The sequence below is a fragment of the Pedococcus sp. NPDC057267 genome, from assembly GCF_042668795.1.
Lineage (GTDB): Bacteria > Actinomycetota > Actinomycetes > Actinomycetales > Dermatophilaceae > Pedococcus.
This window is the reverse complement of sequence record NZ_JBHUYG010000082.1, coordinates 1-20,510: the sequence shown is the minus strand read 5'-3', so window position 1 is coordinate 20,510 and position 20,510 is coordinate 1. Positions and strand designations below refer to the sequence as shown.

16 protein-coding genes are annotated in these 20,510 nt (G+C 72.1%); 11 read left to right on the top strand and 5 right to left on the bottom strand.

Annotated features, from left to right (window positions below):
- Nucleotides 1–153: 153 nt before the first annotated feature.
- Genes ACFUC1_RS15875 through uxaC form a run of 3 tightly spaced genes read right to left on the bottom strand, consistent with a single transcriptional unit; the run spans nucleotide 154 to nucleotide 4,338 of the window.
- Nucleotides 154–1,758, bottom strand: a complete 1,605-nt coding sequence (locus ACFUC1_RS15875) for a glycoside hydrolase family 28 protein (RefSeq protein WP_379121466.1) — start codon at nucleotides 1,756–1,758, stop codon at nucleotides 154–156.
- 22 nt (nucleotides 1,759–1,780) lie between these two features.
- On the bottom strand, nucleotides 1,781–2,896 hold the full coding sequence (gene uxuA, locus ACFUC1_RS15870) for a mannonate dehydratase (protein WP_379121468.1): 1,116 nt from the start codon (nucleotides 2,894–2,896) through the stop codon (nucleotides 1,781–1,783).
- A gap of 2 nt (nucleotides 2,897–2,898) precedes the next feature.
- On the bottom strand, nucleotides 2,899–4,338 hold the full coding sequence (uxaC, locus tag ACFUC1_RS15865; protein ID WP_379121464.1) for a glucuronate isomerase: 1,440 nt from the start codon (nucleotides 4,336–4,338) through the stop codon (nucleotides 2,899–2,901).
- A 265-nt stretch (nucleotides 4,339–4,603) separates the two neighbouring features.
- Between uxaC and ACFUC1_RS15860 the strand changes: the two genes are divergently transcribed.
- Genes ACFUC1_RS15860 through eda form a run of 9 tightly spaced genes read left to right on the top strand, consistent with a single transcriptional unit; the run spans nucleotide 4,604 to nucleotide 14,480 of the window.
- Complete coding sequence (locus tag ACFUC1_RS15860; protein ID WP_379121462.1) at nucleotides 4,604–5,638, top strand: LacI family DNA-binding transcriptional regulator; 1,035 nt, start codon at nucleotides 4,604–4,606, stop codon at nucleotides 5,636–5,638.
- Nucleotides 5,639–5,658: 20 nt separating this feature from the next.
- Nucleotides 5,659–6,888: an extracellular solute-binding protein gene (locus ACFUC1_RS15855; RefSeq protein ID WP_379121460.1), complete on the top strand. Its 1,230-nt coding sequence runs from the start codon at nucleotides 5,659–5,661 to the stop codon at nucleotides 6,886–6,888.
- A complete protein-coding gene (locus ACFUC1_RS15850; protein WP_379121458.1) occupies nucleotides 6,885–8,042 on the top strand; it encodes an ABC transporter ATP-binding protein in 1,158 nt (385 codons plus the stop codon). The genes ACFUC1_RS15855 and ACFUC1_RS15850 overlap by 4 nt, the downstream gene beginning before the upstream one ends.
- Entirely contained in the window at nucleotides 8,039–8,968 is a 930-nt protein-coding gene (locus ACFUC1_RS15845; protein WP_379121456.1) for an ABC transporter permease, read from the top strand. The genes ACFUC1_RS15850 and ACFUC1_RS15845 overlap by 4 nt, the downstream gene beginning before the upstream one ends.
- Nucleotides 8,965–9,861, top strand: a complete 897-nt coding sequence (locus ACFUC1_RS15840) for an ABC transporter permease (protein WP_379121454.1) — start codon at nucleotides 8,965–8,967, stop codon at nucleotides 9,859–9,861. The genes ACFUC1_RS15845 and ACFUC1_RS15840 overlap by 4 nt, the downstream gene beginning before the upstream one ends.
- Entirely contained in the window at nucleotides 9,858–10,853 is a 996-nt protein-coding gene (locus tag ACFUC1_RS15835) for a PfkB family carbohydrate kinase (RefSeq protein ID WP_379121452.1), read from the top strand. Before ACFUC1_RS15840 ends, ACFUC1_RS15835 begins: the two co-directional genes overlap by 4 nt.
- On the top strand, nucleotides 10,850–12,382 hold the full coding sequence (locus tag ACFUC1_RS15830; RefSeq protein WP_379121450.1) for a UxaA family hydrolase: 1,533 nt from the start codon (nucleotides 10,850–10,852) through the stop codon (nucleotides 12,380–12,382). Before ACFUC1_RS15835 ends, ACFUC1_RS15830 begins: the two co-directional genes overlap by 4 nt.
- Nucleotides 12,358–13,824 carry a mannitol dehydrogenase family protein gene (locus ACFUC1_RS15825; RefSeq protein ID WP_379121448.1) on the top strand — a complete coding sequence of 489 codons (1,467 nt, stop codon included), beginning with the start codon at nucleotides 12,358–12,360 and terminating at the stop codon, nucleotides 13,822–13,824. The genes ACFUC1_RS15830 and ACFUC1_RS15825 overlap by 25 nt, the downstream gene beginning before the upstream one ends.
- The gene (gene eda / locus ACFUC1_RS15820; RefSeq protein WP_379121446.1) at nucleotides 13,821–14,480 is read left to right on the top strand and encodes a bifunctional 4-hydroxy-2-oxoglutarate aldolase/2-dehydro-3-deoxy-phosphogluconate aldolase; all 660 of its coding nucleotides are present in this window, start codon (nucleotides 13,821–13,823) and stop codon (nucleotides 14,478–14,480) included. Before ACFUC1_RS15825 ends, eda begins: the two co-directional genes overlap by 4 nt.
- A gap of 16 nt (nucleotides 14,481–14,496) precedes the next feature.
- Here eda and ACFUC1_RS15815 read toward each other — a convergent pair whose 3' ends face one another.
- Together ACFUC1_RS15815 and ACFUC1_RS15810 are read right to left on the bottom strand one after the other, a co-directional pair.
- Nucleotides 14,497–15,510 (bottom strand): LacI family DNA-binding transcriptional regulator, encoded by a 1,014-nt coding sequence (locus ACFUC1_RS15815; RefSeq protein WP_379121444.1) that lies wholly within the window; start codon nucleotides 15,508–15,510, stop codon nucleotides 14,497–14,499.
- 48 nt (nucleotides 15,511–15,558) lie between these two features.
- A complete protein-coding gene (locus ACFUC1_RS15810) occupies nucleotides 15,559–16,962 on the bottom strand; it encodes a glycosyl hydrolase family 28 protein (RefSeq protein ID WP_379121443.1) in 1,404 nt (467 codons plus the stop codon).
- Between the two features lie 221 nt (nucleotides 16,963–17,183).
- Here ACFUC1_RS15810 and ACFUC1_RS15805 point away from each other — a divergent pair, with 221 nt between their 5' ends.
- Together ACFUC1_RS15805 and ppsA are read left to right on the top strand one after the other, a co-directional pair.
- Nucleotides 17,184–18,020 carry a pyruvate, water dikinase regulatory protein gene (locus tag ACFUC1_RS15805; RefSeq protein ID WP_379121441.1) on the top strand — a complete coding sequence of 279 codons (837 nt, stop codon included), beginning with the start codon at nucleotides 17,184–17,186 and terminating at the stop codon, nucleotides 18,018–18,020.
- Between the two features lie 34 nt (nucleotides 18,021–18,054).
- Nucleotides 18,055–20,439: a phosphoenolpyruvate synthase gene (gene ppsA / locus ACFUC1_RS15800; protein WP_379121439.1), complete on the top strand. Its 2,385-nt coding sequence runs from the start codon at nucleotides 18,055–18,057 to the stop codon at nucleotides 20,437–20,439.
- The last annotated feature ends 71 nt before the right edge of the window (nucleotides 20,440–20,510 follow it).

The following is a 20,510-nucleotide window of genomic DNA, read 5'->3' as shown; positions in this document are numbered from 1 at the left end:
GGGGCCCCGGGCCCTGCGGCCGGGCCGGGCCCCCGGCGGGGGCGGGGGCGGGCACCCCCCACCCGTACACCGCCGCGGTGGGCGGGCCCCCCCGGGGCCGCGGGCCCCGGGGGGGCCCCGCGGACGGCGACGACCCCGACGACGGGGTGGCGCTCAGCCCTCGTTGAGCCCGGTCACGTCGGTGGAGGTCGCCGGGTCGACCGCGACGGGGACCGGGTTGCCGCTCGCGTCGTGGATGCTGGTGTTGGTGAACGTCCAGCGGTCCACGTTGCGGATCGAGCCGCCACCCACCGGGGCGCCCGTGCTGCTCGTGGCGTCGACGTCCACGTTGGCGAACCGGAAGTCCTCGTAGCTGCTGCCGGCGGCCGCACTGACGGCGAAGACCTTCGACTCGACGCTCTTCATGCGGATGTTGCTGAAGGTGAAGTCGCGGAAGTGGGGGATGCCCGCCTCGGGCGTCGGCGGCAGGGCCATGACGGCATCCCAGAACGGTGGCACCTGGTCGGCCGGGTACCCGGCCGGGATGGTGTTGCTCGAGCCCCAGTTCTGCTCTGCCCGCAGGAAGTAGTACGCGCCGTCCACGTCGACGTCGTGCACCGAGACGTCCTGCATGGTGCCGCCCCGTGTCGGCGCCGACTTGAGGATGAAGGCGCTGAACACCGTCGGCCCACCCGCCTTGTAGCCGATGTTGCTGTTGTAGCGCGCCACCATCGGCCTGACCCGGAGGTTCGCGACCTCCACGTCGCGCACGCCGCCGGAGGTCTCGCTGCCGATGGTGAACCCGGCCGCACCGGCCGTGACGAGCGAGTTGCGGACGAGGATGTTCTCGCTCGGCCGGTCGACCCGCAGGCCGTCGCCGTCGCGTCCCGACTTGATGACGATCGCGTCGTCGTTGGCCTGGATGTCGGCGTTCTCCACGAGCACGTTGCGCGAGGAGTCGATGTCGACGCCGTCGGTGCTCGGCATGCGCCCGGAGGCGTTCATCAGGTTGCGGATCCGTACTCCGTCCACGTGGGCGCCGTCGGTGTAGGCCAGGTGCAGTGTCCAGAACGGCGAGTTGGCGAGCGTCACGTCCTTGACGACGACGTTCCTCGACTCGAAGCTCTCGATGGTGCGGGGCCGCTCCTCGTCGTAGTTGAGCGCCCAGCCGACCTTGGTCCTGTCGTGCTGCGGCTTGCCGACGAGGTAGTAGTGGTCCCACCAGGACTGGCCCTGGCCGTCGATCGTGCCCTTGCCGGTGATGGTGACGTTCTCGGCATGGTCGATGTTGAGGATCGCTGCGGCCCACTGCATCTCCACCCCCTGCACCCGGGTCCGGATCTGCGGGTAGGCGGTCGACACGTGCGGCCACGACGTGTCGTCCTGGATCGCCACGAGCCGCACGCCCTCGTCGACCCGCACGGTCGTGTTCGACCGCACGAAGAGGGCGCCGGTGAGGTAGTCACCCGGGCGGAAGACGACGGTGCCGTGGGCGGCGCTCGCGGCGTCGAGTGCCCGCTGGATGGCGGCGGTGTCGTCCGTCGTACCGTCCCCCTTGGCGCCGTATGCCGTGACGTCGAGGACGCGGCCCGCGCCGGGGTCTGTGCCCGCGCCACCGAGCGCCTTCTGCAGGGCGGCCATGTCGACGGGGTGGGTGCCCTCCGCGTCGGCGGAGGTGGTGGCCGCGGACGCGGCATACGCGCTCGTCGCGCCCTGGCTGGCACCCCAGCCGGCCACCAGCACGGCGGCTGCGACGGGGGCGAGGTAGGTGGTTCTCATCAGCTGGCTCCTCGAGTCGGCGTCAGCGACCGTGGTGGCAGGCGTCCCAGACGCCGAGCAGGTACTGGATGCCCAGCGCCCTGTCGTAGAGGCCGTAACCCGGTCGCGGGCGGTTGGTGGTGTTCTCGTCCCAGAGGTGGCGTCCGTGGTCGGGGCGGATGTAGCCCTCGTAGCCGGCCTCGGCATACGCCTTCATGATCCCGACGGTGTCGACCGAGCCCTCACAGGCACGGTGCGCCACCTCGGTGAAGTCGCCGTTCCCCAGGTGCTTGATGTTGCGGACGTGCGAGAAGTGGATCCGGTCCATGAACGTGCGCACGGCGTCCACCGCGTCGGACTCGGGGTTGGAGGAGAAGGAGCCGAGGCACAGCGTCAGCCCGTGGTGCGGCGAGTCGTTGAGCGACAGCACGCGGGCGAGGTCCTCCTTGCGGGAGACCACGCGCGGCCACCCGAAGATGTCGAACGCCGGGTCGTCGGGGTGCACGCCCAGCTTGACCCCGGAGGCCTCGCACACCGGGATGACCGCGTCGAGGAAGTACGCGTAGTTGGCGTACATGTCCTCCCGTGTCACGCCGGCATACGCCTCCTTGAGCTCGGTGAACGAGGCGAGGCGCTCGGGCTCCCAGCCCGGGATGGTCAGGCCGCCCTGGTCGAGCTCCATCGAGGCGATGAGCGACTCGGGGGTCAGCGTGTCGACGACGGCCTTCTCGTAGAAGAGGGCGGTCGAGCCGTCGGGCAACGGGTGGAACATGTCCGTGCGCAGCCAGTCGAAGACGGGCATGAAGTTGTAGCAGACGACCTTCACGCCGGCCCGGCCCAGCCGCTCGATCGTGGTGCGGTAGCTCGCGATCGCCTCGTCGCGGCTGAGGCCGAGGACGTCCTTGCCGAGCTTGATCGCCTCGTGCACGTTCACGGACTCGACGACCTCGGCGTCGAAGGTCCGGGTGATGCCGCGGGCCCGGTGCTCGTCGGTGAGCTCGGTGATCGTGGCCATCGCAGCCGCGATCTCCGCCTCCTCCCACACCTCGCCGGCCTGCTTGTGGTGCAGCGACCAGACGATGGTCTCGACGCCGGGGACCTGCCGGACCTGGTCGAGGGTGACGGTGTCGTTGCCCTCGCCGTACCAGCGGAAGCCCATCTTCACGACGTCGCCACCGCCGCCGTGCGCCGGGCGTAGGCCTTCCTCGGGAGGTTGTACGCGAGGTCGACGGCCGTCTCCACCGCCTCGTCCTCGCCGAGCCGGTGCTCGGCGACGAGCCGGGCGAGGTACCCGGCGTCGATGCGCCGGGCCAGGTCGTGGCGGGCCGGGATCGAGGCGAAGGCGCGGGTGTCGTCGACGAAGCCGGACGTGTTGTAGAAGCCAGCGGTCTCGGTGGCGGCGTCGCGGAACCTGCGCATGCCGTCGGGGGAGTCGAGGAACCACCAGGGGGCGCCCAGGCGGACCGCGGGGTAGGCACCCGCGATGGGCGCGAGCTCGCGGCTGTACACCGTCTCGTCGACGGTGAAGAGGATGACCCGGAACCCCGGGTCGTGCCCGAAGTCCTCGAGCATGGGCCGCAGCGAGCGGGTGAACTCCGCCGCGACCGGGATGTCGAAGCCCCGGTCAGCGCCGTGCAGGGCGTGCATGCCGCTGTGGTGGTCGCGCAGCACGCCCGGGTGGATCTGCATGACCAGGCCGTCGTCCCGGGACATCCCGGCCATCTCGTGGAGCATGTGGGCCGCGAACGCGGCGGCGTCCTCGGCTGTCGCCTCACCGGTCAGGGCGCGGGCGTACAGCGCGGCCGCCTCCGCCCGGGGCAGGGGCGTGGTGTCGGCGGACAGGTGGCCGTGGTCCGTGGCCAGGCCACCCGCCTCGATGAAGGCCTGCCGGCGCGCACGCAGCGCCGCGAGGAAGCCCTCGTAGGTCGAGGTGTCGGTGTCCGCGACCCGGCCGAGCTCGGCGACGTCCGCCTGCCACTGCGGTCGGTCCACGTGCACCACGGCGTCCGGGCGGAAGGTCGGGACGACCCGCGCGCCGAGGCCCTGCTCGGCCAGCCGGCGGTGCTCAGCGAGGGGTGACGTGGCCGGGTCCGTGGTCGAGATGACCTCGATCCCGAAGCGGTCGAGCAGCGCTCGCGGGCGGAAGCCGGCCTCGGCGATGCGGGCGCTCAGGGCGTCGAACAGGCGGTCCGCGGAGTCCGCGGAGGGCTGCTCGTCCACGCCGAAGACCTCGACGAGCTCGTGCTCGAGCCAGAACCGGGAGGGGGTCCCACGGAAGAGGTGCCAGCTCTCGCAGAGCCGGCGCCAGATCGCCCTGGGGTCGCCCTCGACGGTGCGGCCGTCCTCGCTCGGGACGCCCAGGTCCTCCAGCCGCAGGCCCTGCGACACCAGCATGCGGGTGACGTAGTGGTCGGGGGTGATCAGCAGCGCGGCAGGGTCCGGGAAGGCCTCGTCGTCCGCGAAGACCGACGCCTCGACGTGCCCGTGCATGCACACGAGCGGCAGGCCGCGCGTCTGCTCGTAGATGGTCCGGGCGATGCCGCGCTGGACGGGGTCGGAGGGCAGCGCGCGGTCCGGGTGGAGGACGAGCGGGGACGGCATGGGCGGCTCCTTCGGCGCAGCGGTCCCACCCTGCCGACAGCAGTGGTGGAGCAGTTCGCTGCAAAGGGTTGCACGCGGGGATCGATGACGCAAGACCCTGTTCCTCAAGGGCGATGGAGCAGGAAGTGCTTGCAGTGCAACGGTTTACGCGTGAGTGCAAGCACTTCAGCGGTCCGGTGAGATTCTTGGCCCGCACCCATTGACACGAGCCTGCAATCGGTTTCAGACTGACCGGGCATCGACTCAACGACGAGGGAGGCATGGCATGGCAGTGACCATCCGCGACGTGGCCAAGGCTGCGGGCGTCTCGCCGTCGACGGTCTCCCGGGCGCTCTCGTCGCCGGACATCGTCGACGCGGCGACGCGCGAGCGGGTGCTCCGGGTCGCCGACCACCTCGGGTGGCGCCCCAACCGTGCGGCTCGGGGGCTCATCACCGGCCGCACCGGCAACATCGGCCTGATCCTGCCCGACCTGGCCAACCCGTTCTTCCCCTCGGTCGTCAAGGGCATCCAGAGCCAGGCGCACGAGGCCGACTACCAGGTGTTCGTCGCCGACACCGACGAGGACGCCTCGGCCGAGCTCGGCCTCGTCCGGTCCCTGTCCAAGCAGGTCGACGGCATCATCCTGTGCTCGCCGCGCATGAAGCCCGCCGAGCTGCGCGACGCCGCCGGCCTCGCCCCGGTGGTCCTGGTGAACCGCAAGGCCGGGACCATCCCGGCCGTCGCGATCGACAACACCGACGGCATGCGCCAGCTGGTCGACCACCTCACCGGGCTCGGGCACAGCCGGATCGGCTTCGTCGCGGGACCACGGTCCAGCTGGTCGGCGAAGGAGCGGCTCCGCGGCCTGCGGCTCGCCACGGCGGCGGCCGGGGTGGAGCTGGTGGAGGTCGGCCACTTCGCCCCGACGTTCGACGGCGGCTCGGAGGCGGTCGAGGGCGTGCTGCTCTCCGGAGTCACCGCGGTCGTCGCCTACAACGACCTCGTCGCCTTCGGGCTGCTCGACGCACTGCGCTCGCGTGGTGTCGAGGTGCCTCGCGACCTCAGCCTCGTCGGCATCGACAACATCCCCATGTCGGCGATGATCCACCCCGCCCTCACCACGCTCAGCATCCCCAAGGAGCAGGCGGGGCGGCGAGCCGTCGACCTGCTGCTCCAGCTCCTCGCGGACCCCACGGACGCGTCCGGCCCGGCCGCGCTCACCCGTGAGCTGCCGACCGAGCTCCTCGTGCGGCACACCACCGGGCCTGCACCCACCCCGACACCCCAGTCCCCCCAACGCCGCACCGTGCGGCGCTGACAGAAGGGAAACCTCGCCCCATGCGCCTCTCCATGCGCCCCGCCCTGCCCACCACCGCGCTGGTCGCGGGCCTGCTCGCACTCGGCGTGTCCGCCTGCGGCGCGCCCAGCTCGCCGGCCCAGGGAGCAGGCAGCTCGGGTGGTGACGCCCCGGCCAAGCCCTCGAAGCCGGTCGTCCTCAACGTCCTCGACGTCGCCGGCAACCTGCAGCTCACCCAGGGCATGATCGACGACTTCGTCAAGCAGCACCCGGACGTGATCTCGCGGGTGACCTACTCCAAGGCGCCGGCCCCCGACCTGGTGGGCAAGATCAAGGCGCAGCAGGGCGCCGGGCGCGTGGACATCGGCCTGGTTCTCACCGGGACCGACGGCCTGTCCGCGGGCGCCGAGCAGGGCCTGTGGCAGCCGATCCTGCCCAAGTACAAGGACCGCCTGTCCAACATGGCGAACTACCAGGACCCGGCCGCCAAGATGCAGGAGCTCGCGGGGGACTACGGCGTGACGGTGACGTACTACCCGTCCGGACCGCTGCTGGAGTACATGCCCGACAAGGTGTCGAACCCGCCCACGAGCGCGGAGGCGCTGCTGGCCTACGCCAAGGCGCATCCCGGCAAGGTGGAGTACGCCCGCCCGGCCAACTCCGGGCCCGGCCGCACCTTCCTCATGGGCCTGCCGTACATCCTGGGTGACAAGGACCCGAAGGACCCGGTGAACGGGTGGGACAAGACCTGGGCCTACCTCAAGGACCTCGGGCAGTACATCAACAACTACCCGACCGGCACCACGCAGACGATGAAGGACCTCGGCAACGGCACGGTCGACGTCATCGCCTCGACCACCGGCTGGGACATCAACCCGCGCGTCCTCGGCACCGTCCCGGAGAGCGCCAAGGTCAGCACCATGAAGGGCTTCCACTGGGTCACCGACGCGCACTACGCCGTCATCCCCAAGGGCGCCTCGGCCGACCAGCAGGCCGCCGTCCTGCAGCTCGTGCAGTTCATGCTCACCAAGGAGCAGCAGGCCAAGGCCTACGACGACGGCTACTTCTACCCCGGCCCGGCGGTCAAGGACGTCACCATCGACATGGCCCCGCAGAAGAGCCAGGACGCCATCAAGAAGTTCGGCCGCCCCGAGTACGACAGCCTGATCGCCAGCGCCCCCAAGGAGGTGCCGCTGGACAACAAGTCCATGGTCGCGGCATTCGACAAGTGGGACCGCGAGGTCGGCGGGTCCAAGGTGAAGAAGCAGTGACCAGCCACACCAAGGAGTTCCGCGAGCTGCGCCTGGACGGCGTGGGGCGGCAGTTCGGTGGGCAGGACGCACTGCAGGGACTGGACCTGACGATCCGTGCGGGGGAGTTCATCGCCCTCCTGGGGCCGTCCGGGTGCGGCAAGTCGACTGCCCTCAACTGCCTCGCCGGCCTGCTGCCGCTGACCGCCGGCAGCATCTGGCAGGACGAGACGCGCGTCGACACGCTGCCGCCGGAGCGGCGCGGGTTCGGCATGGTCTTCCAGAACTACGCCCTGTTCCCCCACCTGTCGGTGCGCAAGAACATCGCGTTCGGGCTCGAGATGCGCCGGCTGCCCAAGGCCGAGGTCGCGCGCCGGACCGAGGAGGCCGTCCGGCTGGTGCAGCTCGAGGAGCACGCCGGCAAGCTGCCCGGCCAGCTCTCCGGCGGCCAGCAGCAGCGCGTGGCGATCGCCCGCGCGGTGGTCCTCGAGCCGTCGCTGGTCCTCATGGACGAGCCGCTGTCGAACCTCGACGCCAAGCTGCGCCTGGAGATGCGCACGGAGATCCGCCGTCTGCACCAGAGCCTCGGGCTGACCACGGTGTACGTCACCCACGACCAGGAGGAGGCGCTGTCGATGGCGGACCGCCTCGTGGTGCTCCGCAAGGGTCGGGTGCAGCAGATCGGCACCCCCGAGGAGCTGCACACGACGCCGGCCAACTGGCACGTCGCCGACTTCATGGGCTTCCGCAACCTGGTCCCCATGCGCGTCGTCGAGCGCGCCGAGGGCAGGGCCGTCGTCGAGGGCATCGGCCTGCGGCTGTCCGCCACCCCGGTCGCCGACGTCGCCGGCGGGGACACGGTGGTCGTCGGGGTGCGCCCCGAGGACGTCGTCGTCGCCCCGGATGCGGGCGGCCGCAACACCGTTCGCGCCACCGTGGAGGTGGTGGAGTACCAGGGTCGCGAGCTCGCGGTCGAGGCCCGGACGGCGGACGGCGTGCGCCTGCACGTGCGCACCGGCGCCCGCCTGGCGCCGGGGGACGCCGTGACCTTCGCCGTCGACCCCGAGCGGCTGCTGGTGTTCCCCCAGGGCGACGAACCCCTCCCGCACGCCACCACGCTCGCCACCGGCACGGCGCCGGAGCCGGCGCTCGCCGGCAGCGGGGGCAGCTCGTGAGCGCCGGCGCGGGCGCGCCCCACGCCGGCGCGGGTGCACCGCACGCCGCCCTGAGCATGCGGCACCGCCTCGCCGAGCGCGGTGTCGACAGCCAGCTGCTGCTCCTGGTGCCGGCGATGGTCTTCGTGGTGGGCCTGTTCATCTACCCGTTCCTCTACGGGCTCGGCCTGTCGTTCCAGCCCACCAAGGGCGGCGGCCCGTTCGCCGACTACCAGCGCTTCTTCAGCGACCCGTTCCAGCGGGACACGATCTGGAAGACGCTGCGGCTGTCGGTCCCGGCCGCGCTGTTCAACGTCCTGGCCGCCGTGCCGATCGCCTACCGCATGCGCGGGCGGTTCCGCGGCAAGCGGCTGGTGACGACGCTCCTCGTCATCCCGATCACCCTGGGCACCGTGCTGACGGCCGAGGGCCTGCTCAACTTCCTCGGCCCGGCCGGCTGGCTCAACCGGGCGCTCACCAGCGCCGGGGTCATCGACCAGCCGCTGCGGCTGATCAACAACTACTGGGGCGTCTTCTTCTCACTCGTCATCACCGGCTTCCCGTTCGCCTTCCTGCTGATCCTGTCCTACCTCTCGGGCATCGACCCCAGCCTCGAGCGGGCGGCCCGGACCCTGGGTGCCGACTGGTGGGCGCGGTTCCGCCGGATCACGTTGCCGCTGCTGGCCCCCGGGCTCGCGACGACGTTCTGCCTGACCTTCGTGCTGGCGTTCAGCGTCTTCCCGTCGGCGATCCTCGTCGGCAACCCCACGGGCGAGACCCGGGTCATCTCCATCGCCGCGTACCAGGCCGCGTACGAGCAGTACGACTACCCGTTCGCCTCGGCCATCGCCATGGTGATGGGCGCGGTCGAGCTCGTCGTCATCGCGCTGGTCCTGTTGTGGCGCAGCAGGTTCTACGTCGGATCGACGGGAGGCAAGGGCGCATGAGCACCATCACCCGCGAACCCACGACCGTGCGCGGCACTCCCCGGGGCGAGGGCGCCCCGCAGCGACGGATCGTGGCCAGCCCGGCCGCCTGGCTCGTCTGGGGCGCCGTCGTCCTCTTCATGGTGTTCCTGGTGGGCATCGTCGGCTCCGTGCTGGTCAACTCGTTCGGGACCCGCTGGTTCGGCACCTGGCTGCCGCAGGGCTGGACGACCCAGTGGTACTCCGAGGCCTGGACCGACTTCAGCCTGCTCCAGGTCGTCGTGGTCACCCTCGAGGTGGCGGCAGCCGTCGTGGCCCTGTCCGTCCTCGTCGGGGTGCCCGCGAGCTACGTCCTGGCCCGCCGCGACTTCCCCGGCAAGCGGCTGGTGTACTTCGCCTTCCTGCTGCCGATCATGATGCCGCCCATCACCTACGGCATCCCCCTCGCCACGGTGCTCTACAAGTTCAACCTGGCCGGCAACATCACCGGTGTCATCCTGGCCAACCTCGTCCCGTGCGTGCCCTTCGTCATCCTGACGATGACGCCCTTCATCGAGCAGATCGACCCCACGATCGAGAAGGCCGCCCGGATGTCGGGGGCCCGGACCCTGGCCGTCTTCACCCGGATCCTCGCGCCGCTGCTGGTGCCGGGCATCCTGGCCGCCTCGATCCTCGTCCTGGTCCGGACGGTCGGCATGTTCGAGCTGACCTTCCTCACCGCGGGCCCCGACTCGAACACCCTCGTCGTCGCGCTGTTCAACTCGATGAACGCCGCCGGCATCCGGGCACAGCAGTCGGTCGACGCAATGGCCGTGATCTACACGGCGGTCATGATGTTCCTGCTCGTCATCGCCCTGCGGTTCGTCAACCCGACGCAGCTGGTGGCGCAGGTGAAGGAGGAGCCCGAGCCGTGAGCGACACCTCGCCCCCGGGCAGCGGGTATGCCGGGCCGGCACCGGACGTGGTGGTCCTCGGCGAGGTGCTCGTGGAGCTGTCCTCGCTGGAGCCCCTCGGGTCGGGCGCTTCGCTGCGGATGGGCTTCTCCGGCGACGCGCTCAACGCGGCCGCGGCCTCCGCGGCGGCCGGCGCGCACACCGTCCTGCTCGCCAGGGTGCCCGACGACGAGCTCGGCGACGCGTTGGTGGAACGGGTGCGCGAGCTGGGGGTCGACACCTCGGCCCTGGTCCGCGCCCCCGGCCAGCACGGCCTCTACCTCACCCACGCGGACCCCGACGGCGCGCGGCAGTTCACGTACGTGCGTGCGGGGAGTGCGGGCTCGCTCCTCTCGGTCGACGACCTCGACGAGGACCTCGTCCGGTCCGCCGGCGTCGTCGTCGGCAGTGGGGTGGCCTGTGCCGTGTCGCCGACCCTCGCCGAGACCGTCCGCCGGGCCGCCACCCTCGCGCGCCGCTTCGTCTACGACCCCAACTTCCGGCCGCGCCTGACCAGTGCGGGGCAGGCGGCCGCGGCCCTGCGCGAGCTGGCCCCGCTGGCCGACGTGGTCACCCCTTCCTGGCCCGACGAGGTGCACCAGCTCCTCCGCGTCGAGCCGGGGGCGACGGCCGAGGAGGCCCTCGAGCTCGTCGTGGGGCTCCGCTCCCGTGCCGTGGTCATGACCTGTGGGCCCCTGGGCGCGCTCGTGGCCGAGCACGGCGTCGTCACCCCGGTGCCCGGCGTCCCCGCCCCGGTGGTCGTCGACCAGACCGGTGCCGGTGACTGCCTCACCGGCACCCTCGCCGCCCGCCTGGCGCTGGGCGACCCGCTGCTGGACGCGGTCGCCCTCGCGACAGCCGCTGCCGCCCTGTCCGTGGGCGGCCAGGGCGGCACGGGGCACGTCCCCACCCTGACCGAGACCCGCGCAGCACTGGCCGCCACGCGGCCGGTCGAGGAGATGGACCTTCGATGACCGACCCCCTGCTCCGCCTCTCCGCCGGCGACGACGTCGCCATCGCCCGCGACGAGCTGCCCGCCGGGGCCCGCGTCAGCGGGCCCGCTGACGAGCCGCTCACCGTGCGCACCGGCATACCGCGGGGGCACAAGGTGGCCCTGCGCGACCTGGCGGCGGGCACCCTGGTCCGCAAGTACGACCACGTCATCGGCGTGACCACCGCCGACGTGGCCGCAGGCGACCACGTCCACGTGCACAACCTCGCCATGCCGGAAGGTGCCTCCTCGCTGGCCTCGGGCGGCGCGAGCCCGCAGGCCCGGCGCACCCTCCCCGAGGGCCTCCGCACGACCTTCTCCGGCATCCGCAGGCCGTCCGGCGCGGTGGCCACGCGCAACTACGTCGGCGTGCTCACGACGGTGAACTGCTCGGCCACCGTGGCCCGACAGGTCGTGCGCCGCACCGAGGACGAGGTCGCCGCCATGCACGGCGAGGGCGTCGACGGTGTCGTCGCGCTCACCCACGGCACGGGCTGTGGCATGGCGAACCGCGGTGACGGCTGGGACGTCCTGCAGCGCACGCTGCGCGGCTACGCCCAGCACCCGAACATCGGCGCCCTGGTCGTGCTCGGCCTCGGCTGCGAGGTCAACGCCGTCAGTGCCCTCATGGCAGACCTCGAGGTCGGCGACATCCCCGTCGAGTCGTTCACCATCCAGGACGCCGGCGGCACCGCTGCCGCGATCGCCCAGGGGGAGAAGCTCGTCCGCGGCATGGCCCACGACCTGCGCGGCACCCGGCGCGAGGAGGTCGGGGTCGAGCACCTCGTCCTCGGCCTGCAGTGCGGCGGCTCCGACGCGTTCTCCGGCCTGACCGCCAACCCGGCGCTCGGGGTGGCCAGCGACCTGCTCGTCGCAGCGGGTGGCACCAGCGTGCTGGGGGAGACGCCTGAGGTGTACGGCGCCGAGCAGATGCTGGCCGAGCGCGCCGTGCGGCCGGAGGTGGGGCAGGCGCTGCTGGACCGCATCGCCTGGTGGGAGCAGTACACCGCCTCGCAGGGCACGACCCTCGACGGCAACCCCTCGCCCGGCAACAAGGAGGGCGGCATCACCACCATCCTGGAGAAGTCGCTCGGCGCCGTCGCCAAGGGTGGCCACAGCCCGCTCGACGCGGTGTGCGGCTACGCCGAGCCGATTCCGGGCCCGGGCTTCGTCTTCATGGACACCCCCGGCTACGACCCGGTGTCGGTGACCGGCATGGTCGCCGGCGGGGCCAACCTCATCTGCTTCACGACGGGCCGCGGCTCGGTGTTCGGCAGCCGTCCCGTGCCGACCGTCAAGCTCGCCACGAACTCCAGCCTCGCCACCCGCATGGCCGGCGACATCGACCTCGACTGCTCGGCCGTCGTCGAGCAGGGCGTGTCGCTCGAGGAGATGGGCGCCACGGTCTACGACCTGCTGCTCGACACCGCGTCGGGTCGCCGGTCGTTCAGCGAGGAGCTCGCCCTCGGCGGCGAGGAGTTCGTGCCGTGGCAGCTCGGGGCGGTGCTGTGAGGCGCCTGTCGCGCGCGGCGCTGCCCGGCCACGACACCCCGGGCCTGCGCCTCCCGCCGGCGCCGGAGCTGGCGTCCCGCGTCGGCATCGTGCACCTCGGGATCGGCGCCTTCCACCGCGCCCACCAGGCGGTGTTCACCGAGGACGCGGCGCTCGCCGCGGACGAGCCCGGTTGGGGCATCTGCGGGGTGACGCAGCGGTCCGCCGCGGTGGTCGACCAGCTGCGCCCCCAGGACCACCTGTATGCCGTGCTCGAGCGGGGTGCGTCGACGGCCAGCGCACGCGTGGTGGGCCAGGTGAGCGAGGTGCTCTTCGCCCGTGACCAGGGGCCGCTGCTGTTCGAGCGGCTCGCCGACCCGCTGGTGCGGGTCGTGACCCTGACCGTCACCGAGAAGGGCTACCGCCGGGGCCCCGACGGGCGCCTCGACCTCACCGACCCCGTGGTCGCCGCCGACCTCGAGGGCGGGGCGCGCAGCACCGTCGGGCAGCTCGTGCGGGGGCTGCAGGCGCGCCACCGCGCGTCCGCCGCACCCGTCACGGTCCTCCCGTGCGACAACCTCACCGACAACGGTGCGGTCGTGCGCCGGCTCGTCCTCGACTTCTGCGCCGCCCTGCCGGCCGCGGAGGGTGACGCGGTCGCGGCCTACGTCGAGCAGCAGGTGTCCTTCCCCAGCTCGATGGTCGACCGCATCGTGCCGGCCACCACGGACGAGGACCGCGCGGAGGCGGCACGCCTGCTGGGCGCCCGCGACGAGGGGTTGGTCGTCGCGGAGCCGTTCCGGCAGTGGGTGGTCGAGGACCGCTTCGCCGCCGGACGCCCGGCTTGGGAGCGGGCCGGTGCCGAGCTCGTCGACGACGTCGCGCCGTACGAGCAGCTCAAGCTGCGGATGCTCAACGGCACCCACTCGATGCTGGCCTACCTCGGCGCACTGCGCGGGCACGGGACCATCGCGCGGGCCGTGGCCGACGACGACCTGGCGGCGGCGGCCCGCGAGCTCATGGCGCAGGACGTGCTGCCCACGCTGCACCTGCCCGCGGGCGTCGACGCCGCGGCATACGGGCGCACGGTCCTGGAGCGCTTCGCCAACCCCGCGCTGCGCCACACGACGGTGCAGGTCGCCATGGACGGCTCGCAGAAGCTGCCCGTGCGGCTGCTCGGGACGGTGCGCGACCGGCTGGCGGCCGGAGCGGTGCCGCAGTGGGCGACCCTCGCCGTGGCCGGTTGGATGGCCTTCGTCGCCCGCGGCGCCGACGTCCACGGTCGTCCGCTGCCGCTCGACGACCCCATGGCCGCCCGCCTGCGCTCGGCCGTCGGCACGGGTTCCGACCCGGTCACCGTCGCCGAGGGGCTGATCGGGGTGCACGAGGTCTTCGGGGACGACCTGCGCGACAGCAGGGACTTCCGCGACGCGCTCGTCGGCCACCTCAAGGAGCTGCTGTGAGCGCCGCAATCGACGCGGGAACGCCGGGGTGCGAGCACATCCTGCTCACCGTCGGCCCCGTGGTGCCGGTGGTCGTCCTCGACGACGTCGAGCACGCCGTCCCGCTCGCGCGGGCGCTGGCCGCGGGCGGCATCCGGGTGATGGAGGTGACCCTGCGGACGCCCGCCGGGCTCGGGTCGATCGAGGCCGTGGCCGCCGAGGTGCCCGAGGTGCTCGTCGGCGCCGGCAGCGTGGCGTCGGCCGAGCAGGTCGACGCGGTGGGCCGGGCCGGTGCCAAGTTCCTGGTGCTGCCTGGGTCCCCGCCGTCGCTGCTCGACGCCGCCCTGGGCAGCGGGCTGCCGGTCGTTCCCGGCGCCGCGACCGTCACCGAGGCGATGGTCCTTGCCGAGCGTGGCGTCGGCCTCGTGAAGTTCTTCCCGGCGGAGCCGAGCGGTGGCACCCGCTTCCTCGACTCGGTCCGGGGGCCCCTGCCGGACCTGCGGTTCTGCCCCACGGGCGGTGTCGGCCCGGGGAACGCACGCGACTACCTCGCGCTGCCCAACGTGCCCTGCGTCGGTGGGTCCTGGGTGACCCCGCCCGCGCTGGTGCGCGCAGGGGAGTGGGGCCGCGTCACCGAGCTGGCCTTCTCGCAGGCGTCCCGGCTCGCGACCGCCTGATCCCGCGGCGCTCCCGTCAGGACGCAGGGGCGCCCGTCGACCCGCGGCGCACCAGCTCGGCCGGGACGGTGGTCGTCTGCGCCCCGCGCCGGCGGTCCATCCGCGCGAGCAGCTGGCGCCAGGCGAGGGCGCCGATCTCCTGCTTGCGCACCGTCGCCGTCGTCAGGCCCGGACCGGCGATGGCGGCCAGGGGGATGTCGTCGAAGCCGGTGAGGGAGATCTCGCCGGGCACGGGGACTCCGAGCTCGGTCAGCCGGGTGAGGACGCCCAGGGCGACGTAGTCGCTGAAGGCCAGGATCGCGGTGGGGTGGTGTCCCAGGGCCTCGTCCGTGACGGCGTGCCCGTCGGCCATGCCCGACCCGCACGGGATCGTGACGACGTCGAGCGGCCGCCCGGCGTCGCGGAGCGCGCGCTCGCGCTCCTGCTCCGACCAGGCCCCCGACGGCCCCGCGAGGTAGGCCACCCGGCGGTGGCCTAGCGAGGCCAGGTGGTCGGCCAGCGCCGCCATCCCGCTGTGGTAGTCGACGAGCACCGTGTCGACGCGGTCGTCCTCGAACGGCCTGTTCACCAGGACGAGGGGCACGCCCGTGTCGGCGATGGCGGCCAGCTGGGCGTCGGGCATGCGCGGCGAGCACAGCACGAGGCCGTCGACCCACCGCGCGAGCCGCTCGGCACCCTCGTGCTCGTGGGTGGCGTCCTCGTCTGCGTCGACCACCATCACCTGGGTGTCGCTGGGACCGGCCCCCGACGTGACGCCCTTGAGCACCTCGCTGAAGAACGGGTTGGCCAGGTCGGGCAGCACGACCCCGATGGTGCCGTGCTGCCCGCTGACGAGGACCTGCGCCGCGGGGTTGGGGCGGTAGCCCAGCTCGACCGCCGCCGCGCGCACGCGCTCGGACAGCTCGGCCGACACGGGCTTGCCTCCGGCGAGGACGCGCGAGACGGTCGGCGGTGAGACGCCGGCGACCCGCGCCACGTCGTGGACGGTGGGGCGCCGCCGGCCGCCGGCCCTGCGGTCCCCGCTCGTCATGGCGACATTGGACCACAGGGCATCGGGCACGGGGCGGCCGTCCCGTGCCTACGGCAGCTGCAGCGGACTGCCGTTCTCCGTGACGTCCACGAGCGTGACGTCGTCCACGTAGGCGACCGTCGGCGCCTTCGTGGTCGTGCCGAAGTCGACGTTCCTCAGGTGCAGCCCGACGATGTGGTCGTCGGGGTAGCCGCTTACGTTGAGCGACTGCTTGGCGGAGCGGACCGTCATGTTCTCGACGTTGATCCCGGAGACCTTGGGGTTGAAGTCGTAGCCGTCGCCCTCGCCGTAGTAGAAGTTCACGTCGATCGCCGCACCGGACACCTCGCCCACGGTGATGTCCTTCGCGTGGAAGTTGGTGATGTACCCGCCGCGGGCGGAGTTCGTCTTGAACCGCAACGCGATGTTGAGGTTGGGGCTGGACATCTGGCAGTTGCGGACGAAGACGTTGCGCGCGCCGCCGGACATCTCGCTGCCGATGGTGACGCCACCGTGCCCGTCGGCCATCCGGCAGTCCTCGACCAGGATGTCCTGGCTCGGGACGCCGACCCGGCGCCCGTCGGCGTTCTTGCCCGACTTGATGGCGATGCAGTCGTCGCCGGTGTCGAAGGTGCAGTCGCGGATCACGACCATGCGCGAGCACTCCGGGTCGCAGCCGTCGTTGTTCGGGCCGTGGCTGTTCACGGTGATCCCCTCGACGAGCACGTTCTGCGACAGCGTCGGGTGCACCTCCCACATGGGGGAGTTGACGATCGTGATGCCGGAGATCTCGACGTCGGTGCAGGTGTGGGGCTCGATGAACGACGGGCGCAGGTGGTACCCGTCGCCGAACTGCCGCTGCTCGACCGGCACGCCGGCGTCGCCCATCGCGATGAGCCGGTCCTTGTCCGCGTTGGACGACGACTTCCACGCCCACCAGTTGGCGTCGCTCGCCTGGCCGTCGAGGACACCCGTGCCCGTGACCGCGACGTTGTGCTGCCGGTAGGCGTAGATGAGCGGCGAGTAGTTGTACGCCTCGGTGCCCTCGAAGCGGGTGAGGACGGTGGGCAGGTATGCCGAGGGGTCGGTCGAGAAGGCGATCCTCGCGCCCTCGGTGACGTGCAGGTCCACGTTGCTGAGCAGGTGGATGGCGCCGGTGGCCCAGACGCCGGACGGCACGCGGACGTGACCGCCCCCGGCCGCGTTGCAGGCCGCGATGGCGTCGCGGAACGCGGTGGTGCAGTCGGTCGCCCCGTCGCCCACGGCGCCGAAGTCGGTGACGTCGAACCAGCGGTCGGGGAAGTGCAGGGGGCGGACCTTGGCGCTGATGTAGTTCGCCCGCGCCCACGGGTTGCTCTCCGGGCCGCCGGACTCGGGGTCCGCCAGGGCCGTTGGGACGCCCACCCCACCGAGGCCGAGTGCGGTCGCCCCGAGGGCGGTGGCGCGGAGGAAGGTGCGACGGGTCGTGTCCATGGAGTGCTCCCTTGCACTGGTGGAGATATCGGTAGGAAAAGGTTTTCCCCATGATGCCCCCGAAAGTCGCGGGCGCAACACCCCGGCCCCGGGCTTTCCGGATGCCGGACGGCCCGCGGGACGCCCGGCGGCACCCGAGTGGCGCCGGGACGGACCGGGCTGCCACGATCGGCCCACGGCGGCGCCGATGACGGCGTGCCGCTGCCCCGGAGAGGAGGACGATGGAGACCACCCGCGAGGACGCCCCGGCGACCCCTGTCTTCTTCGTCGCCGGTGGCACCGGCATCTCCGCCGAGACCCTGGGCAACTTGATGCTGCAGCAGTTCCCGTCCGTGCGGTTCGTCCGGCGCAAGTTCCCGTTCATCACCACGGTCGAGCAGGCGCGGTCGGTCGTGGCCGAGCTCGACGCCGCAGCCACCGACTCGGTCTCGCCGCTGGTCTTCTCCACCGTCTCCGACGACGACGTCCGCAGGGCCCTGCAGGAGACCAAGGCCGCCTTCATCGACCTCTTCGGCTCGCACCTGGACACCATCGAGCGGGTGCTGCACGTCAACGCGGCCCACGGGGTCGCGGCGCTGCACGGGCTCGGCGACCAGCGCCGCTACGACGCGCGGATGAAGGCGATCGAGTACGCCATGGAGCACGACGACGGCGCCAGCCTGCGCCACCTCGAGGCGGCCGACCTGATCCTCATCGCGCCGTCGCGCTGCGGCAAGACGCCGACGTCGATGTACCTCGCCCTGCAGCACGGCATCAAGGTCGCCAACTACCCCCTGGTCGAGGAGGACTTCGAGTCCGGCGGCCTGCCCCGGCCGGTCCGCGGGCTCGTCGACCGGTGCTTCGGGCTGCTGTCGACCCCGGCCAGGCTGAGCCAGGTGCGGGGTGAGCGCCGGCCCGGGTCCACCTACGCCACCCTCGCGCAGTGCAGCTACGAGCTGCGCCGCGCCGAGGCGCTGTACCGAGCCCACCGCATACCGTCCATCAACTCCGCCTCGATGTCGGTGGAGGAGATGGCGGCCGTCATCATGCAGAGCAGCAAGCTGCCCGCCCTCAGCTGACGCGGCACCCTCGCCGCACACCGAAAGGAATGCCTTGACCCGCAACGACTCCGCCAACATCCTGTGGTTCGCAGACCTCGGTCTCGGTGACGTGGAGACCGTCGGCGGCAAGAACGCCTCCCTCGGCGAGATGGTCCAGCACCTGTCCGCGGCGGGGGTGCGGGTGCCGGACGGGTTCGCCACGACCGCGGCGGCCTACCGCCGCTTCCTGGCGCACGAGGGCCTGGTCGACACGGTCAACGACCTCCTCTCCAGCCTCGACGTCGAGGACACCCGCGCGCTGGCCGAGGCGGGAGCCCGGATCCGTGAGGCGGTCGAGCAGCAGCCGTTCCCGGCCGACCTCGAGGACGAGATCCGCACGGCGTACGAGCGGCTGGTGGGTGACCACGGCGACGAGGTGAGCTTCGCGGTGCGCTCCAGCGCCACGGCTGAGGACCTGCCGGACGCCTCGTTCGCAGGGCAGCAGGAGACGTTCCTCAACGTCCGCGGGATCGACTCGATCCTGCTGGCCATCAAGCGGGTCTTCGCCTCGCTCTACAACGACCGCGCCATCGCCTACCGCGTGCACAGCGACTTCGACCACGCCGCGGTCGCGCTCTCGGCCGGGGTCCAGCGCATGGTCCGCTCCGACATCGGCTCCTCCGGCGTCATGTTCACCATCGACACCGAGTCCGGCTTCCCCGACGCGGTGTTCGTCACGAGCAGCTACGGCCTCGGCGAGGCGGTCGTGCAGGGCGCCGTGAACCCGGACGAGTTCTACGTCTACAAGCCGGCGCTGCGCGAGGGCCGGCCCGCGATCCTGAAGCGGGGCCTGGGCGCCAAGGCCACCAAGATGGTCTACACCTCCGACACCGAGGTCGGCCGCACGATCGAGTTCGTCGACGTCGACGAGGCCGACCGGCACCGGCTCAGCCTCACCGACGACGAGGTCACCGAGCTGGCCCGGCACGCCCTGGCCATCGAGGAGCACTACGGCCGCCCGATGGACATCGAGTGGGGCAAGGACGGCGTCGACGGCCTGCTCTACGTCCTGCAGGCGCGCCCCGAGACGGTGAAGTCGCGCCAGACCGGGTCGTCGCTGCAGCGGTACCGGCTCGACGAGCGCGGCACCGTCCTGGTCGAGGGCCGCGCCATCGGCCAGAAGATCGGCGCCGGCGCGGTCCGGGTGCTGACCTCGGCGGAGCAGATGCACGACTTCGTCGCGGGCGAGGTGCTCGTGGCCGACATGACCGACCCCGACTGGGAGCCGATCATGAAGCGCGCCAGCGCGATCGTCACCAACCGGGGCGGCCGGACCTGCCACGCCGCGATCATCGCCCGTGAGCTCGGCATCCCCGCCGTCGTGGGCACCGGCACCGCGACGACGACCCTGCAGGAGGGGCAGAAGGTGACCGTCTCCGCCGCCGAGGGCGACACCGGCCGCGTCTACGAGGGGTCGATGGCGTTCACCGTCTCCGAGACCGCGCTCGACGACATGCCCGAGCTGCCGGTCAAGGTCATGATGAACGTCGGCACCCCCGACCAGGCCTTCGAGTTCTCCCGGCTGCCCAACCGCGGCGTCGGCCTGGCGCGGCTGGAGTTCATCATCAACCGCCAGATCGGCATCCACCCCAAGGCGCTGCTCGAGCTCGAGGACCAGGAGCCCGCGGTCAGGGCCGAGATCGAGTCGCTCATCGCCGCCTACGACAGCCCGCGCGACTTCTTCGTCAAGCGCGTGGCCGAGGGCGTCTCGATGCTCGCCGCCGCGTTCGCGCCGGAGCCGGTGATCGTGCGCATGTCCGACTTCAAGTCCAACGAGTATGCCGGCCTGCTGGGCGGGAGCCGCTACGAGCCGCACGAGGAGAACCCGATGATCGGGTACCGCGGCGCCGCGCGGTACCTGTCGCCGGACTTCGCCGAGTGCTTCGCGATGGAGTGCGAGGCGCTGCGGCTCGTGCGCGACGAGATGGGGCTGACCAACGTCAAGGTGATGATCCCGTTCGTGCGCACGATCGCCGAGGCCAAGGGCGTCATCGACCTGCTGGGCCAGAACGGGCTGCGCCGCGGCGAGAACGACCTGCAGGTCGTCATGATGTGCGAGGTCCCGTCGAACGCGGTCAACGCCGAGCAGTTCCTCGAGCACTTCGACGGGTTCTCCATCGGCTCCAACGACCTCACCCAGCTGACCCTCGGCCTGGACCGGGACTCGGGGCTCGTCGCCGACGCCTTCGACGAGCGCGACCCCGCGGTGAAGAAGATGCTCGCGATGGCCATCGAGGCCTGCCGCACGCAGGGCAAGTACATCGGGATCTGCGGCCAGGGGCCGTCGGACCACCCCGACCTCGCGGAGTGGCTCATGGACCAGGGCATCGAGTCGATGTCGCTCAACCCCGACACCGTCGTCGAGACCTGGCTCGCGCTGGCCAAGCACGCGGGCTGACCCGGCTCCCTGTCCGAGCCCCCGAGACGAGCGGTTCACCTGCGACTGTGCGTTGCCCCGGTCCCCGGGGC

What these genes read in the sequence shown, in the direction of transcription:
- ACFUC1_RS15875 (WP_379121466.1), bottom strand. Translation starts at nt 1,758, where the DNA reads ATGAGAACCACCTACCTCGCCCCCGTCGCAGCCGCCGTGCTGGTGGCC.
- uxuA (WP_379121468.1), bottom strand. Translation starts at nt 2,896, where the DNA reads ATGGGCTTCCGCTGGTACGGCGAGGGCAACGACACCGTCACCCTCGAC.
- ACFUC1_RS15860 (WP_379121462.1), top strand. Translation starts at nt 4,604, where the DNA reads ATGGCAGTGACCATCCGCGACGTGGCCAAGGCTGCGGGCGTCTCGCCG.
- ACFUC1_RS15840 (WP_379121454.1), top strand. Translation starts at nt 8,965, where the DNA reads ATGAGCACCATCACCCGCGAACCCACGACCGTGCGCGGCACTCCCCGG.
- uxaC (WP_379121464.1), bottom strand. Translation starts at nt 4,338, where the DNA reads ATGCCGTCCCCGCTCGTCCTCCACCCGGACCGCGCGCTGCCCTCCGAC.
- ACFUC1_RS15830 (WP_379121450.1), top strand. Translation starts at nt 10,850, where the DNA reads ATGACCGACCCCCTGCTCCGCCTCTCCGCCGGCGACGACGTCGCCATC.
- ACFUC1_RS15855 (WP_379121460.1), top strand. Translation starts at nt 5,659, where the DNA reads ATGCGCCTCTCCATGCGCCCCGCCCTGCCCACCACCGCGCTGGTCGCG.
- ACFUC1_RS15810 (WP_379121443.1), bottom strand. Translation starts at nt 16,962, where the DNA reads ATGGACACGACCCGTCGCACCTTCCTCCGCGCCACCGCCCTCGGGGCG.
- ACFUC1_RS15815 (WP_379121444.1), bottom strand. Translation starts at nt 15,510, where the DNA reads ATGACGAGCGGGGACCGCAGGGCCGGCGGCCGGCGGCGCCCCACCGTC.
- ACFUC1_RS15805 (WP_379121441.1), top strand. Translation starts at nt 17,184, where the DNA reads ATGGAGACCACCCGCGAGGACGCCCCGGCGACCCCTGTCTTCTTCGTC.